Annotated in this window: 10 protein-coding genes; 5 read left to right on the top strand and 5 right to left on the bottom strand. The window is 67.3% G+C overall.

The window, feature by feature from the left end; all coding sequences use genetic code 11:
* Positions 1-48 precede the first annotated feature (48 nt).
* From E1263_RS07670 to E1263_RS07655, 4 genes are all read left to right on the top strand, one after another.
* Positions 49-2,082, top strand: coding sequence for a sialate O-acetylesterase (locus E1263_RS07670; protein ID WP_132166473.1), 2,034 nt, complete (start codon positions 49-51; stop codon positions 2,080-2,082).
* 52 nt (positions 2,083-2,134) lie between these two features.
* Positions 2,135-3,979, top strand: a complete 1,845-nt coding sequence (locus E1263_RS07665; RefSeq protein WP_238161118.1) for a hypothetical protein — start codon at positions 2,135-2,137, stop codon at positions 3,977-3,979.
* Between the two features lie 129 nt (positions 3,980-4,108).
* Positions 4,109-5,092, top strand: a complete 984-nt coding sequence (locus E1263_RS07660) for a helix-turn-helix transcriptional regulator (protein ID WP_132166472.1) — start codon at positions 4,109-4,111, stop codon at positions 5,090-5,092.
* 127 nt (positions 5,093-5,219) lie between these two features.
* The gene (locus tag E1263_RS07655; RefSeq protein ID WP_132166471.1) at positions 5,220-11,243 is read left to right on the top strand and encodes a DNRLRE domain-containing protein; all 6,024 of its coding nucleotides are present in this window, start codon (positions 5,220-5,222) and stop codon (positions 11,241-11,243) included.
* Between the two features lie 42 nt (positions 11,244-11,285).
* Here the strand turns inward: E1263_RS07655 and E1263_RS07650 are convergent, their stop codons facing one another.
* Positions 11,286-11,987, bottom strand: coding sequence for an isocitrate lyase/PEP mutase family protein (locus tag E1263_RS07650; RefSeq protein ID WP_132166470.1), 702 nt, complete (start codon positions 11,985-11,987; stop codon positions 11,286-11,288).
* Positions 11,984-12,445, bottom strand: a complete 462-nt coding sequence (locus E1263_RS07645; RefSeq protein ID WP_132166469.1) for a carboxymuconolactone decarboxylase family protein — start codon at positions 12,443-12,445, stop codon at positions 11,984-11,986. The genes E1263_RS07650 and E1263_RS07645 overlap by 4 nt, the downstream gene beginning before the upstream one ends.
* A gap of 46 nt (positions 12,446-12,491) precedes the next feature.
* On the opposite strand from E1263_RS07645, the gene pdxR reads away from it, so the two are divergent.
* Positions 12,492-13,883, top strand: a complete 1,392-nt coding sequence (pdxR, locus tag E1263_RS07640) for a MocR-like pyridoxine biosynthesis transcription factor PdxR (RefSeq protein WP_132166468.1) — start codon at positions 12,492-12,494, stop codon at positions 13,881-13,883.
* On the opposite strand, the gene mmuM is transcribed toward pdxR, so the two are convergent.
* The 3 genes from mmuM to E1263_RS07625 are packed head-to-tail and all read right to left on the bottom strand — an operon-like array spanning position 13,872 to position 16,748.
* Positions 13,872-14,750, bottom strand: a complete 879-nt coding sequence (gene mmuM, locus E1263_RS07635) for a homocysteine S-methyltransferase (protein WP_132166467.1) — start codon at positions 14,748-14,750, stop codon at positions 13,872-13,874. The two genes, pdxR and mmuM, sit on opposite strands and share 12 nt — an antisense overlap.
* A complete protein-coding gene (locus E1263_RS07630; protein ID WP_132166466.1) occupies positions 14,740-15,648 on the bottom strand; it encodes an FAD-dependent oxidoreductase in 909 nt (302 codons plus the stop codon). The genes mmuM and E1263_RS07630 overlap by 11 nt, the downstream gene beginning before the upstream one ends.
* A gap of 14 nt (positions 15,649-15,662) precedes the next feature.
* Positions 15,663-16,748 (bottom strand): esterase-like activity of phytase family protein, encoded by a 1,086-nt coding sequence (locus tag E1263_RS07625; protein WP_132166465.1) that lies wholly within the window; start codon positions 16,746-16,748, stop codon positions 15,663-15,665.
* Positions 16,749-16,779: the final 31 nt, after the last annotated feature.

The raw sequence follows: 16,779 nt of genomic DNA, 5'->3' as shown, positions 1-16,779 counted from the left end.
TTTCCGACTTCCGCACGTCGACATCGCCCCTCTGTCGGAGGTTCTGCCATGCCTCGATCCGCGCCCACCGTCCTGACCACGATCTTCGCCGCCATCGCAGTCCTCGGAACCAGCCCCGCATCCGCCGACGTCCAGGCCGCGGGCTGCGACGCAGCCGCCGCGGGATACACGACGGCACTGCAGCTCAACCTCCCCACATCGGCGAACTGGCTCAACACCACACCGCCGTACAGCCTGAACAACACCGCAGCGATCGGCTCCAACTTCGATCGGGTCGGCTACTGCCTCGAACTGAACGGACCGAAGGGCGTGCAGTGGGTGTGGACGGCGATGGCGCCGTTTACCAGTGACGCCAGGCGACTGGGTCTGCAGACCGCCACCGGCCAGATCTTCCGGCAGCAGGTCGGTGACCTCGAGGTCGCATCGAACGTCGCCGGGGTCACGACCGGGACAGGTCAGACCGGGTACGTCGAGATGTGGCCGAACCAGTACAGCGGTTCCGCCAGCGGTCAGGTCCCCAACGCCTCGGCGAGCGCGTACGACGCAGACGACAGCCCGACCACGGTTCTCGGCCACGGCTCTTTCCAGATCCATCAGATCGGCGCCACCAAACCCTCCACTGTGCCGGCCAAGCCGGTGCTGTCGATCAACAGGTTCACCGAATCGGCCAGTGACGTCCTGGCGCTCGGCATCGGCACCAATACCACCGGAGCGCCCGACTGGACGCTGACCGACAATGCGGCGACGTACACGCAGCGCAAGCTCACTGTGTACGCCCGCCCGTCGCTGGTGAAGCTGACCGAGATGCCCCAGGACCTGAAGCTGATTCCGCGCGACAGCGAGAACGGCGCGAACCCTGTGGTGGCCGGCGAGGTCACCGCTGCGGGGGTTGATCAGGTCGAGCTGCGCGTCACCGGTCACGGCGAGACGCAGACCTTCACAGCCCCGGCCTCCGCGCCGTTCCGGTTCACCCCACGCATCCTGGCGGGCCTGTGGGACTACACCTTCGAACTGAAGGCTGTCGGTCCAGCCATCGACCGCGTTGTGGCCAAGCGCACGGGCATCGTCTCGGGTGATGTGTACGTCGTCCAAGGACAGTCGAACGCTGAAGCGGCCAAACGCACAGGTGCCGCCAACGTCGAGGAATCGCCTTACCTGCGGAGCTTCGGCAGCTCGAATGCCGAATCGGCCATCTCCGGCGCCGACCGGGTCTGGCACTACGCGACTGGTGACGTGACGCAGCAGTCCGGCTCGGCCGGCCAGTGGGCGATCCGGATGGGCCGCCGGATCGTGGACACCTACGGGGTTCCGGTAGCGCTGTTCAACGGCTCCCACGGCGGGAAGCCGGTCAGCTTCTTCCAGCGCAACGACACCACGCCGAACGACCTCACCACGAACTATGGACGGCTGCGCAGTCGCCTGCAGGCATCAGGTGTGCTCAGCAAGGTCAAGGGCGTGCTCTGGTATCAGGGTGAGGCGGAGAGCGACAACGCATCGGTTCACATCAGCGGCTTCACCTCGCTGCTGGCCGACTGGCGGACAGAGATGAGTGCTGCCAAGTACTTCGTCTACCAGGTCCGTACGTCGCCCTGTAACAACACCACGACCGTCAACCTCCGCGAGGCGCAGCGCAAGCTTGGCGACACCCACAACGTCACTCTGCTGTCGACGACAGGGCTGTCTGGCCACGACGGCTGTCACTACGCCTACGCCGACGGCTATCGCGAGATGGGCGACCACGCGTTCGCCGTACTGGCCAGAGACCTGTACGGCGGCCCGTCGGCCGGTGTGGCTCCGCCGAACCCAGCCAGCGTGACCAAGAGCGGTACGACGCTCACGGTGAAACTGCGGTCGACCGATCCGCTGACAGTGGACTCCGGAGTGGGAGCCGACTTCCGGCTGGTCGGTTCCACTGTCACGGTCACCTCGGTCGTCTACCAAGCCGACGGCTCACTCCGCCTCACCTTGTCCGGTACGCCGACCGGTGCGACCGCACTGGTGTATCAGGGGCACCTGAAAGCGGGCCCCTGGATCACCAACGCCACCGGAGCAGGCCTGCTGGCCTTCAGCCTGCCCATCTAGGCGCCCCCTGTTCTCCTTGATCGGGTCCTCGACATCGATAGGTTGGGGAATTGTGGAATCTTTCGGATTCGGTCGCGGGACGGTCCAGGTCGACGACGACGGCGCGGTCGCGCAGGTACTGCACCCTGACGGCCGGGAGGTGCTCCAGCACGTCTGGGGCAAGGGGTTCGTCATCACAGATGGCGGCAGCCACCGTTTCGACCAGCCGGCCCTCGTGCGCTGGCGAAGCTCCGGACTGGATCTCCTGCACCAGTTGGGAGGCCTGGAGCTTCGCATCGGCCGCCGCTTCGGCGAGCACTGGACGGAGACCTACGAGCTTCGCAATCCGACCGCCGAGCCGGTGGAGGTCGGCTCACTCGCAATCAGTACGCCGTACCGCGACATGTACCGCTCTAGTCGCGAGAGCCTCACCGGTGCGGTCCATGCGCACTTCTGGACCGGTGGTGCGGACGCATGGGCCTGGGCGGTCCCGATGGATGGCAGTGGTCCCGGACTGGGGCTGGAGCTCAAGGAAGGCGCGCTCTGGGCCTACTCCGTCGAGTCCCGCGAGCCAGACAGTGGTAGCAACACCCGTGGCCACCTCTACCTGCATGTGACCGACCACGCCCGCGCGCCACACGCCATGGGCGGTCAGTCGGTCATCACGCTCGCACCCGGGGCGTCGTACCGGTGGACTTGGCAGCTCGGCTGGTACGACGACCTGTCCGCCTTCCACACGGATCGGCAGCCAAGGCTCGCGGCGGACCGTTTGGCCGCCGAGGTGGGGGAGCCGATCGAGGTGCGCGGCTATGGCCCAGTCACTGCAGACAAGCCTGGCCTGAAGTACGTAGAGGCTGACGGCGCGCGCATCGCGCTGCTGTTCCACGAGCCGCTCCGGGTGATCGCAGAGCGCCGCGTGCGCTTCATCCTCGAGCGCCAGCGTCGTCCGGAGCTTTCTGACAGCCGCCAGTTCGCCTTCGTGCCGTACGACAACGAGAGTGGGCTGACTGTCCAGGCCAACGACTGGCGAGACTGGTCCGACGGCCGGGAGCGCGTCGGTATGGCGCTCCTCCTGCAGGAGGTCCGTGACCGCGGCTGGGGTGACCAGTCGGGGCTGGCCGAGGCGCTGGCCGGGTATGAGCGGTTCGTTCGCGACTATCTGGTCGACGAGGACGGAACAGTGCACGAGGACAGCGAGCACCATGGTGAGGTCAGGCTCTACAACTTCCCCTGGTTCGCACGGTTCCTCCTCGGCCAAGGCGACCGCGACGGTGCAACCCGCATCCTCAATCGTTACTACGAGCTGGGCGGTGACCACTTCCTGGCCTTCGACCTCGGCCCACTGCTCACAGAGCTTGGCCTCCACGAGCACCTGGTCCGCCATGCGCGCACCTTCCTCCAGTACGGCGACGAGCTGCCGCCCCACGAGGTCAACTACGAGCAGTCGATGGTGGCGCCGCTCCTGGAGCTCCTGGTCTCGGCGTACCGGATTGCCCCGGACCAGATCGACAGTGCCGAGCTGAGCCGCAGACTGCCGTGGCTGACTGCGTTCGCCGCCGACCAGCCCGACGTACGGCTACGGCACGTGCCGATCCGGCACTGGGACGGCTACTGGTTCGGCCGGCTGCGGCTGTGGGGTGATGTCTTCCCGCATTACTGGTCCGCGCTCAGTGCGGTCGTGTACGCCGCTTGGCCGCGCGAGCTGGTCACCGAGCAGCAGGCGGCCTGGCTGGACACGGCAGCCGACGCCATCCTCCGAGCGAACCTGATCAGCTTCGCAACCGACGGTACGGCGACCTGTGCGTTCGTCTACCCGAGTTGCGTGAACGGCCAGCCGGCGCACGTCGCGGACCCGCTCGCCAACGATCAGGACTGGGCTTTGGTCTATGCCCTGCGTTATAACGATGGAATGTGTTAAAAGCACCACGGAGGGGCGAGAGAACACCGGCAGTTTACGAAAGTTACCTACCAAAGCAGGGGGTTCAAATGGTAACTTCACGACACTGAACGCCACCGCAGAGTGGCCGACCGTGGTGGGGGATGTCGCGTGGTTGCCAATGTCACCGCCGGCTTCAGCCGGCAACCGCAGGATCTGTCCGAACACGAGAAACTCGTCCGCGAGCTGCTGCCCGCAGATGTGGCCGAGGCCTACCTCGAACTGACGCATACCGGGGCCCGCGTCACGCATGGCGCTGACCCGATCGACCAGGAGCTGCTGAACCGGCAACTGGCTTATGTGCAACCCGATCTGGACGGACCGCTGATCCGGGCGGTCGATCCACTCATTGCAGTGACCGGGCTGCTCACCCAGGTGCACCACGAGCTGACCAAGCAGCACGGCCGCCTCCTGCAGGGGTACGTCGCGGCGGCCGAGATGCACCAGCTCCAGCTGCACGACCGCCGTACCGAGCATGTGCCGTCGGTGCTCGCGCAGGTCATCACTGAGCCGGATGAGCTCGCCGCACGCTGGACCACCTCCATCCAGACCGTCCAGTGCACCTATCGCTCGATCGTCACCGGCGAGGGCCCCGCACCGGTGCTACCGGCGCCGATCAACGCCCAGTGCAACACCATGCAGTACCGACAGCTCTGTACGCCGGAGTACCTGGCCGAGCCGGGTGTGCAGACCGCACTAGATGCGGGAGTCGAGGTGCGCACGGTGCGAGAGTTGCCGACCCGGATGGTGATCGTCGACGATCACTTCGCCCTGGTTGGCCTCGCTGCCGGCGGCAGTACGGGCGCACTGCTCGTCCGCTCCTCCGAGCTGGTCGCTGCACTGACGCAGTACTACGACCAGCTCTGGGAGAGCGCCACACCGGTCACTCAGACGCAGACCAAGGGCCTAGGTGGCACTGAGCGCGAAGTGCTGCGATTGCTCGTCCACGGCCTCAAGGACGAGGCGATCGCGCGACATCTGCAGATCAGCGTCCGGACGGTACGGCGCCACATCGCAGCGATCATGGAGTTCGTCGATGCGCCGACCCGGTTCGCCGCAGGCGCTGCCGCACACCGCCTCGGCTTGCTGGGGTGAACCAGAGCTGAACATTTGCTCCGATGAACTGGCCGGTACCGGAAGTTGTCCACTAATGCTCTGTCGAGCCGGTGCCTGAGAACCGCACTCTGAGGGCGTCCCGCCCCTCAAGTTCTCGAGGTACCCCATGTCCGCTTTCCCGAGATCTCGCCTGTTCGCCGGGTTCCCCAGCCGCCACTCGGCGCGCTGGGTGGCCGTCACCGCAGGCTTGGCGCTGATCGCGACCTCCCTGCCCCAGGACGCCGTCGCCGTGCCACCCCCGATCACCCAGACCACCGCCACCGACGACCTCCCGCTCGAGCGGCCTGACGACGCTTCCGCCGCGGTCACCGCGCGGATCACCGGCAAGCCGGTCCTGATCAGCGGCCGCACCACCGAGACCACCGAGTTCCGCGCGCTGCCCGACGGCCGGATCGAGGCCACCGTCGCCGGCGGTCCGGTCCGGATGCGCACCAGCAACAACGGTTACGGCGACGGCGACTGGATCGACGTCGACGCCACCCTGGTCCGGCAGGCCGACGGAACGGTCGCCCCGATCGCGCACCCGTACGGCCTGAGGCTGGCCGGCGCGGCCGGTCCCGGCGACCACCAGCTCGTCTCGATAGGGGCCGAGGGCAAGCGTTCTGCTCTCGGCTGGTCCGGCCAGCTGCCCGCCCCGGAGCTGGATGGCACCATCGCGACCTACCGCGACGTGAAGCCGGGAGTCGACCTCGTCGTCGAGGCAACTCGCACCGGCTACGCCCAGCGGTTGCTGGTGAAGAACCGGTCCGCCGCGGCCCAGCTGGCGCAGATCCGGATGCCGTGGGCGATGACCGGTCTGACCGCCAAGGCTGACGGCAAGGGCGGTCTCGCGGTCCGTTCCGGCAGCACGCAGTACGACGTACCGGCTCCGATGATGTGGGACGCGACGGTGGACCAGGCCTCGGGGGAACACCTGCGGCGAGCGCCGGTCGGTCTCGGACTGGCCAAGAACGCGCTGCTGCTCACACCCGACGCAGCGTTCCTCAAGGACCCCAAGACCGTCTACCCGGTGACCATCGACCCAGCGCAGTCGGCAGGAGCGAGCTTCGACGCGTTCGTCGAGTCCTCCTACACCAATGACCAGTCCGGTGCGACGGAGCTCAAGCTCGGCACCCACGACGGCGGTACGACGAAGGCGCGCTCCTACCTGCGGTTCGACAACCAGGAGTGGTTGTGGGACAAGCAGGTCCAGTCCGCCACGCTCAACCTGTGGGAGCACCACTCCTACTCCTGCACCGCCAAGGAATGGCAGGCCTTCCGCACGCCGGACGTCACCAGTGCGATCCGCTGGACGAACCAGCCGGCCTGGAACGACCGCGTCGGAACATCGAGCCAGACCAAGGGCTTCGGGACCGACTGTGGCGATGGCTGGGTCACGGTTCCGGTGACGGCAGCGTTCCAGTACACGGCAACCAACAAGCTCGCCAAGACGAGCATCGGGATCCGGGCGACGAGCGAGACCGACAGCTACGGCTGGAAGCGGTTCGCGTCGCGTGAGGCGGCAGCCAATCCGCCGTCGGTGACGATCACCTACCAGACCAAGACCTCGGTCGACGCAGTCGCCACCGCGCCCGACACCACCTGTGCCACCGGTGCGACCCGGCCGTACATCTCCAGCCTGACACCGCAGTTGCGAGCACAGGTCAGTGATGGTCTGGCTGCCAACGTCTACGCGAACTTCGAGTACAAGCAGGTCGGCGCGACTGCCACCACCACAGTGACCGAGGGGCCGGGCGCATCCGGTTCGTGGCTCGGCACCTACATCCCCGAAGGCACCTTCGCGGAAGGCGGTAGCTACGCCTGGCGCGTGAGTGGCTCCGACGGTACGTCGCCTGGTGCGTGGTCCAACTGGTGTGAGTTCACTGTGGACACCATGTCTCCGGCCGCGGCACCGACTGTCGCGTCGACGACCTATCCGGTCTCGGAGTGGTCCGGAGCAGCCGGTACCGCAGGCACCTTCTCCTTCGGCGCTTCCGGCGTGAGCGACGTAGCGGCCTACGAGTACGGCGTTGACACCAACCCACCGGACCAGGTCGTGAACGCGGCGAGTCTCGGTGCCAGTACGTCGATCTCGATCACCCCGACCACCGACGGACCGCACACGCTGTGGGTCCGCACGCGGGACCGGGCCGGCAACAGGTCGCCGCTGACGTCGTACCAGTTCGCTGTCGGCGGGGGAGCGGTGCTGAGCCCCAAGCCGGGTGACGTGAGTGCTGCCAAGACTGCGATCACCGGTGTCGGCCGGAGTACGGCGACCGGTGTCACCTACCAGTGGCGACGCGGCGACACGGACACCTGGACCACAGTCCCTGCCGGTCACGTCACGCTGGCCGCCGGTGGTGGCGCAGTGGCCTGGCCGCTGGCAACGTCAGGCGGTGGCCAGTTCCCCAAGCTGAACTGGGATCTGGAAGCCACCCTCGCCTCCGTCGACGCACTGTCGATCCCGCGCGACGGACCCCTGCAGCTCCGCGGCGCGTTCACTGGCGGTACGGCGGCCAACTCGGGCGGCGTGAAGCTCACCTTCGACCGCAATCTCGCCACTGCGGCGTCGAAGCCGGTCGGACCGGGTGAGGTCAACCTCCTCACCGGCAATGTCACGCTGTCCGACACCGATGTGACCGTCGAGGCCTACGGGAGCGACCTGACCGTCAGCCGCACGTACAACAGCCGGCAGGCGGCCAAGACCGACCCGTCCGGCATGTTCGGACCGGGCTGGATCTCGGGTGCGATCGTCGACGAGGCAGAGACGCCGTACACCTCGCTCGAGGTCTTCGGCTCGCTTCGCCAGGTCGGTACGCCCGACGGCGACACCGTCGGTTTCACTGCCCGCGACGGCGTCAACTTCGACCCCGAGGTCGGCCAGGAGACGCTGAAGCTCGTCTACGCCAGTGCCACCGACACCTACAAGCTCACCGACGACCGTGGCACCGCTGTGATGTTCGGCCGGGTGACGGGTTCGGCAGTGGGCAAGTACTTCCCGACGACGACCACGCTGCCGGGCAGCAACCAGACCACGTCGTATGCGTGGGAGAAGGTGACCGTCAACGGGGCTGAGGTGGTCAGGCCGACCAGAGTGGTCGCGCCGGTTCCGGATGGCGTCAACTGCACGACATTGTCGCGCGGGTGTCGCGCACTGAGCTTCAGCTACGCCACTGCCACCACGGCGACCGGTAGCACGCTCGGCGACTACATCGGCCGGGTGAAGCAGGTCTCCTTCACTGCTTGGGATCCTGACCTCGCCACGCCGGCGCTGCGAACTGTTCCGATGCGTCAGTACAGCTATGACTCGACCGGACGGCTTCGGGCGACTTGGGACCCGCGGATCGGCACGAGTGCTCAAGAGACCTACAGCTACCAGGCCGACGGCGTACTGGCGTCGGTGAAGCCAGCCGGGCAGGAGCCTTGGCAGCTCGCCTACGTCACCACCGCCAATGACCCCGGTGCGGGACGCCTGCAGAAGGTAACCCGGGCGGCGGCCACCGAAACCGTGGTCTACAAGGTGCCGCTGACTGCGCCGTACGACCTGTCGCCGACGCAGACCAAGCGCTGGGGACAGCCGGAGGCACCGACCGACGCAACCGCTGTCTTCCCGGCAGACCAGCAGCCCAACGGTTCCGACTACCAGCGGGCCACCGTGAGCTACCTGGATGCCAACGGACGCGCGGTGAACGAGGCCGAGCCGGGTGGCGCGATCTCTGCCAGCTGGTACGACGGCTTCGGTAACGAGGCCCGCAAGCTCACTGCGGCGAACCGGGCCCGGGCGCTCAACCAGTCGCCGAGTGACAACGAGACGGCCGAGCAGTCGCTCGCCCAGAACTACTCGACCATCAACACGTACTCGCTCGACGGAGTACGGCTGGAGACGGCGCTCGCGCCGGAGTCCGACGTACGGCTGGACGATGGCACGCTCACCAAGGGCCGTGCGCTGACGCGCAGCTCCTACGACCAGGGCGCACCGACCAGCGGTGGTCCCTACAACCTGGTCACCACCGAAGACGCCCAGGTCCGAGTCTGGGGCACCGGCGGTACGACGGTCGAGGCCGACAAGCGGTCGACGACCACCGCCTACAACTGGTCCTTGCGCCAGCCGACCGTGGTCACCGTCGACCCCGGTGGCCTCGGGCAGGCGACACGCACCACGCTGGACCCGGTGACAGGCCTGCAGACCGCCACCACGCAGCCGTCCGGCGGGACGAGCACCAACACCCCGGCGACCCGCAAGACGATCAACTACCGCGCCACCTCCGGTTCCGGGTACGCCGAATGTGACCTGCGACCCGAGTGGGCGAACCTGCCGTGCCGGGTGCAGCCGGGCGGACAGCCCGCAACGGGTGCCGAACTGGCGGCCCTTGTCACGACGTACGACATCTACAACCAGGAGCGTGTGCAGACCGAGAAGACCAGCGCTGGTGTGCTCCGGACCAACACCACCACGTACGACGCCGCGGGGCGGGTGCTGGAGACCAGTGTGGTCGCAGCAGCCGGTCTCGGCAGCACGCCGCCGGTCAAGCGCAACGTGTACGACGCTGCAACCGGTGACGTCCTCCGCACGCAGTCGGTGGTCAACGGGACGGTCGTGTCCGAGGTGGTCCGCACCTACGACACGCTCGGCCGGCCCACGTCGTACAAGGATGCCGATGGCAACTTGTCGACAACCACCTACGACCTGCTCGGCCGGAAGGCCACCAGCAGCGACGGCAAGGGCAACCGCACGTACGGCTACGACTTCCGTGGTCTGCTGACGTCCGTCACCGACAACCAGGCCGGTAACTACACCGGCGACTACAACGCCGACGGTCAACTGATCACCGAGACCTGGCCGAACGGCGTCAAGGTCGACACCACCTACGATCCCGGCGGCAAGAAGTCCGGCATCACCTACAGCAAGCCAGGGTGTGCCGCGGTGGACTGCACGCTGTTCCGGGAGGTGCTGACGAGCTCCGGTCAGGGCCAAACCGGCAAGCGGGTCTCGACGTTGTCCAGCGAGGTCTACACGCAGGACAAGGTTGGCCGCGTCACCAAGGTTGAGGAAGTGGTCGGCGAGCAGTGCGTCAGTCGTGTCTACGGCTTCAGCACGGCCACTGACCGCAATGACGTGAAGGAGTACGCACCGGCGGCGGACGGCAGGTGCCAGACCACCACGCCGGCCGGCTCCAAGTCCTGGACGTACGACGCGGCCAGCCGGGTCACCAACGCCGGCTACGTGTACGACGCTCTGGGACGTACGACGACCGTGCCTGCCGTCGACACCGGTACGCCGGCCGCGGGCAACCTCACCGCGACCTACCACGCCGATGACTTGGTCGACACGATCACCCAGGGCGGACGGACCACCGACTACACCATCGACGTGATGGGGGAGCGGATCCGGTCCTGGTTCGACAATGCGACCGGTGCGGCCGTGCAGAACGTCAACCACTACGAGGACGACGAGGACAGTCCGGTCTGGACGCAGGAAGGACCGGACCGCTGGACTCGCGTCGTACAGGGCCTCAGTGGCATGACCGCAGTGGTCGACAGCGACTCCGCGGTGGCTGAGTGGCAGGTGAGCGACCTGTCCGGCGACATCGTGGCCACCATCCACGCCGGCGAGGAAGGACTGTCCACCACCAGCCAGGTCTCCGAGTACGGCCTGCCTGGCGACTCCGAGACAGTCGGCAAGCAGCGGTACGGCTGGCTCGGTGCGCAGCAGCGGGCTGCGGACGCCCCGGCCGGCATCGTGCTGATGGGTGTGCGCCTCTACAACCCGGTCACCGGCCGCTTCCTGCAGGTGGACCCGGTGTACGGCGGCAGCTGCAACGACTACGAGTACACCTGTGCCGACCCGGTCAACGGCACCGACCTGGACGGCAAGCGGGGCAAATGGTGTTGGACGCCCTACTGCCACTACAAGACGACGAAGAAGATCCTCAAGGGCTGGGGGAAGTACTTCAACCGCTTCAAGTACGTCCGCAAGGTGACCCGCAACCGCTACGTCCGCGCCTGCTTCGGCGGAGCGTTCGGCGTCCTGACCGTCGACACCATCAAGAACGGCTGGAAGGGGCTGAAGAAGAAGGGCTGGCGCTGGGGTGTCGGTGGCTGTGTCGGTGGCGTGATCGCCTACCACGGCCGCAAGAAGAAGTGGTGGTGATCTAACAGAACAGGGTGGGCCGCTGCAACGGCCCACCCTGTTTCACTGCAGGCTCGGCAAGAGCTTTTGCAGCGAGTCCATCAGATGCGTGTGCACACTGGTGCCGTAAGAGATGCGGTGGGCGCCGGCTGCGATCAGCTCAGCAGGGGTCGGCCCGCCGGGTGATGCGTGCGCGTTGATCGGACCGCCGATCTCAGCGACCAGCTCAGGCAGTACCTCGATCGGTGCGAAGATCGGATAGATGCAGTCCGCACCGGCCCGCCGATAGACGCGCCCGCGAGCAACAGCATCGGCAGGTGTGCCGTTGAAGAGGAAGGTGTCGACGCGGGCGTTGATCACCAGGTCAGCACCCGCAGTCGCGCGCACCTCAGCCAGGTAGTCAGCAAACTCCGCAGGGTCCACCAGCTTGCTGTCCAGTGAGTCTTCGAGGTTGCAACCGACCGCACCGGTCTCCAGCAGTCGCTCTGCGAACTCCTTGGCCGGCAGACCGTACCCGGCCTCCATGTCCGCAGTCACCGGTACGTCGACCGCTCGGGCGATCCGCGCGACCGCTGTCAGCATCTCCGCAGCCGGAGTCAGCTGACCGTCGTCGTACCCGAGGACGCGAGCCATCGCGCCGCTGCTGGTCGCGATGGCCGGTGCGCCGCCGGCAGCGATGATGCGGGCGCTGACCGGGTCCCAGGCGTTCGGCAGGATCAGCGGGGGCCCGGCGTGGTGCCGGGCCCGGAAGGCTTCAGCAGTCATGGCTTGTAGTGTCCCGGCGCCATCTTGCCGGTGATGCCGACCCGGTTCCACGCGTTGATCATGATGATCAAGGCGATCAACTGGGACAGCTCCTTCTCGTCGAAGTGCTGCGCTGCCAGCTCGTAGACCGCGTCGGGAACATGATCCGTGTTGATCAAGGTGATCGCTTCGGTCAACTCCAGTGCAGCCTGCTCCTGTTCGGTGAACAGATTGCGGGACTCACGCCAGACCGGCAGCAGGTTCAGCTTCTGCTGCGGGCCCTCGCCGTGCAGGTAGTCGAGGCTGTGCATGTCGGTGCAGTAGGCGCAGCCGTTCAGCTGCGAGGCGTGGACCCGGATCAGGTTCGCGAAGTTGTCGTCGAAGCCGACGCCGGCGGTCTCGTCCAGCGCGATCAGGGCCTGGTAGAACTCGGGGGCCACGGAGGCCAGCTTCACTCGTCGGGTGGTCGTTGTGCTCATGTCTTCAATCTAGGCGGGGATCGGCCCAGGTGTATGGTCCACTTCCATGGAAGATCCAGGGGCCAATTCGGCAGCGATCTCGGGTGCTGACCTGCATCTCGACCTTGCGGCCTCACGCGGCCGCAACGACCTCGTGCTGGCGCTGCACGCCTCGATCCGGAGCGGCCGGCTGCCCGCGGGCACCCGCTTGCCGTCGTCCCGCTCACTCGCCAAGGACCTCGGTATCGCCCGCAACACGGTCGCTGACGCCTACGGTCAGCTGGTCGCTGAGGGCTGGCTGACGGCCCGCCAGGGCTCGGGCACAGTCGTCGCCAGCCGCGCCAACACCTCGCCGCCGCCGGGCACGACCATCGCACCGGTCCGCACCTTCCGCTACGACCTGACCCCCGGCTCACCCGATGTCTCCACGTTCCCGCGCGGTGAGTGGCTGGCCGCCGCCCGGAAGGCTTGGCCGGCCGCACCGAACGAGGCGTTCGGCCTCGGCGACCCCCGCGGCCGGATCGAGCTCCGCCGCACCCTCGCCGACTACCTGGCCCGCGCCCGCGGAGTCCGCGCCGACCCCGAACGCATCCTGATCTGCTCCGGCTACGTCCAGGCCCTCAGCCTGCTCTGCGAAGCAATCCGCAACCTCGGTGGGACGACGGTCTCGACGGAGGAGTTCGGCTACCACCTCCACCGCGACGTCATCCGCGCCCGCGGTCTGGAACCAGTCCCGCTCCCACTCGACGAGTACGGCGCTGACGTGTCGCATCTGACCGGCCAAGCCGCACTGCTCACTCCGGCACACCAGATGCCGACAGGTGTCCCTCTCTCCCCAGAGCGCCGTACGGCGGCTGTGGAGTGGGCGGCGAAGTCGGGCGGGGTACTGATCGAGGACGACTACGACGGGGAGTTCCGCTACGACCGCCAGTCCGTTGGAGCGCTCCAGGCGCTGGACCCGGAGCGAGTCGTTTACACCGGCACCGCCAGCAAGAGCCTCGCCCCGGGTGTCCGCCTCGCGTGGATGGTCCTCCCGCAGCACCTGCTCGAGCCGATGATCGAGGTCAAGCGAGTCGCCGACTACCAGACCGCCACTCTCGAACAGCTGGTCCTGGCCGAGTTCATCGCTTCCGGCCACTACGACCGCCACGTACGGCGCTCACGCCTGCACTACCGCCGTCGCCGCGACCGCCTGGTCGAACTGCTCGCCGAACGCGCACCGAACGTCCAGGTGGCCGGTATCGCCGCCGGCATGCACGTCCTACTCGACGTACCGGGTGATGCCGAGGACATCGTCGAACGCGCCGCCCGTCAGGGCTTGGGCCTGGCCAGCATGAGCACCTACCACTTCGCCCCGACCCCAGCCACCCGCCAAGCCGTCATCGTCGGCTACGGCACCCCACCCGACCACGCCTACCCAGGAGCGCTCGATCTGCTCTGCCAAGTCCTAGACGTCTGAGAGCGCGGAGGCCAAGACCCGGATGTCGTCCGGACCGACCCGGCAGCAGCCGCCGATGTAGGCAGCCCCGGCAGCGGCCCAGGCCGGGGCGAGGTTGGTGAGAGTTGCCGATGAGCCGGTCCAACTGCGGGTGCCGGCATCCCAGGTCTCACCGCTGTTCGGGTAGACGACAGCTGGTTTGGTTGCGAGCGCGATGGCCGGAGCCACCTCCTCTGGTGCACAACAGTTGAGGCCCACGGCAACCACCTGGTCGATCGTGGCGAGCGCAAAGGCAGCGGACAGTGGCTGACCAGCACGGGTCTGACCGTCAGCGGCGCTGTACGAGAGCCAGGCCGGGAAGTCGAGCTCCTGCAGCAGTTGGACCAGCACCTCGGCCTCGTCGACATCGGGAATTGTCTCGATGGCGAGCAGGTCGGGTCCGGCGCCGATCAGCAACTCCAGCCGCGGTCCGTGGAAATCGCGCAGTGCGGCGGCGCTGACGCCGTACCGGCCGCGGTACTCGGAGCCGTCGGCAAGGATCGCGCCGTACGGTCCGACCGACGCAGCGACCAGCCGGTCGCCGCCGAACTCGTCCCGGACCTCCCGGGCGATGCGCACGCTGGACGTGATCAGCCGCTCGGCCTCCGCGACCCCTACGCCGGCCTGTGCGAAGCCGGCGACGCTCGCCTGGTAGCTGGCGGTCGTCGCAACCATCGCACCGGCCTTGAAGTACGCCCGGTGGACGGCGGCGATCTCCTCCGGGGCGTCCTTCAGCAACCGGGCCGACCACAAGGCATCGGACAGGTCATGGCCGCGGTCCTCGAGCGCGTTCGACAGTCCGCCGTCGAGGACGATCCCCTTCTCGGAGTGCACTGACTCAGAGGCCATTGGTCAACGCCAGAACCTCGTCGGCGCAGCCCCAGGACAAGGTGACGCCCGAGCCGCCGTGGCCGTAGCAATGGATGACCTTGTCTACCAGCTCGCAACGGATCTGTGGCCGGCTCGGCCGCAGACCAACGCGCGCCCGCAGAACTGTTGCCTTGCGCAATTGTGGGACCAGTTCGGAGGCCCGGTCGAGGATCGCCTTACTGGTCGCCGGGTCAGCAGCCAGGTTCCAGTCACCCGGCTCGCTCGTGCCGCCGACGATCACGTCCTGAGACCGCGGGATGACAAAGGTCGTGGAGTCCGGCTGGTCCGCGATGAGCCACTCGGACAGCCCGCACTGCGCCACACTCAGCACCTGGCCGCGCACTGGCGTCACGGTCGGATCGGCCGCGGTCAACCGAGCCCCGAGACCAGTGCAGTTCACGACTAGGTCCGCCGTACTGGGCAGGCCGGACAGGGCTGCGCGGGTCAGCGTGCCGCCGGCGTTCTCGAGTCGTTTCACCAACGCCGGCAGGTACTTCGGCATCTCCACTACCGGCGCCGTGAACGCCCATCCGTCCGCGAATCCCACTGGCGGCGATGCAACCCGGGTCAGATCAGGCAGTGCGTCGGCCCAAGCCGGATTCGGTGTCTGTTCCACCAGCAACGAGCGCCCGTGCCGCAACTGCACCGACGGCTCACTCTCGGCCAGCTTGGTGAACTCGTCGTACGACGTCCTGGCCCACTGAGCCACGCGGTCCGCCGGCTCAGCCAGGTACGGACCCCAGATGGCTCCTGCCACCGAAGACGTCGTCTCCAGTGGCAGGTCCCGGGCAAGCACTGCTACTTCATAGCCACTCTCGGCCAGCCTGACGGCACACGTCAGCCCGATGACACCGGCACCCACCACAATCACGCGCATACGCACAGTGTTGCTTAGTGCAGGTCAACGGCCAACGAGTAGAACCGCGTGATCTGCAGCTTGCCGTTGTTGTCGTCCGACAGCAGGTACAGCTGCCGCCGCCCACCCGGCAGGTAGCCGCCCAGCGCCAGCGCCTCGACGTTGTCCAGCAACGGGTTCGGCTGCGGCTGCAGAGCCGTCGCACCGGACGGTGGGCAGTTCACCAGGTCGAACAGGAGCTTCTTCTTCACGTACACCTGCTCCGGTGCGTCAGCCAGCGACGCCCGCTTGCTGACATCGCTTGCGTGCCGCAACGACACAGTGAAGACGCGGATCGTGTTCCCGACCCCCGCAACGAAGGTCCGCTCCATCGAGACCAGCTGGGTCGGGCTCACCCACGCCAGCTCGACCAGCGACAGACCAGGGTCGGTCTTGTACGCGTACTGCGCGGCCACGCGGTAGTCATGCCCGGAGCGGCCCGTGTAGTGCAGAATCCGGTTCCGCCCGCGGTCGTCAGTATCCCGGCCGTCCGGCGCCAGTGGCTCCTCCATGCCCGCAAACACCGACCGCCCGTCGCGACTGGCCACCAGCGACTCGAACGTCCCGTTCGACACCGCCTCACCGGCCGGCGCCACCTGGAACCGTGCTGGCACCGGCAGAGATCCGATCTGCAGCCCATCGGACAACCGGAACCGCCGAATCGACGGCTCCCGCTCCGACGTCGCCAGAATCGTCCGGTTGCCTCGCTCGACGACGAGTCCCTCACCATCGAAGTCCTGCGCGTTGAACGGCGTCCCGTCCGGACGCTTGAGGATCGTCATCCCGTCAACACTCACGGTCGGCTTGCCGCTGACCTTCAACGTGAACACCCGTGCCGGCGACGTCAGCACGTTGTCGACCAACGCGACCGCACTATGCGGCCCAGTCACGTTCAGTGCGGACAACCCAGAGACCAGTTGCCCGTCGTACGACGTCTTGTTCAGCGCATCGCTGAACCCGAGGAACCGGGCGTCAGGCGAGCATGGTCCACCCGGTGCAGCGCCGGGCATGGCCGATGCGGTCAGTGTGGTGGTGAGTGCAGTGAGAACAACAGCAGCGGCGAGCGGCTTCTGCCAACGCATTCAAGGCTCCTCGGTCAACGACAGATGAACA

It is taken from the genome of Kribbella antibiotica (assembly GCF_004349055.1).
Taxonomy (GTDB): domain Bacteria; phylum Actinomycetota; class Actinomycetes; order Propionibacteriales; family Kribbellaceae; genus Kribbella; species Kribbella antibiotica.
The sequence above is the reverse complement of the archived record's forward strand: the minus strand, read 5'-3'. Positions and strand labels throughout refer to the sequence as shown.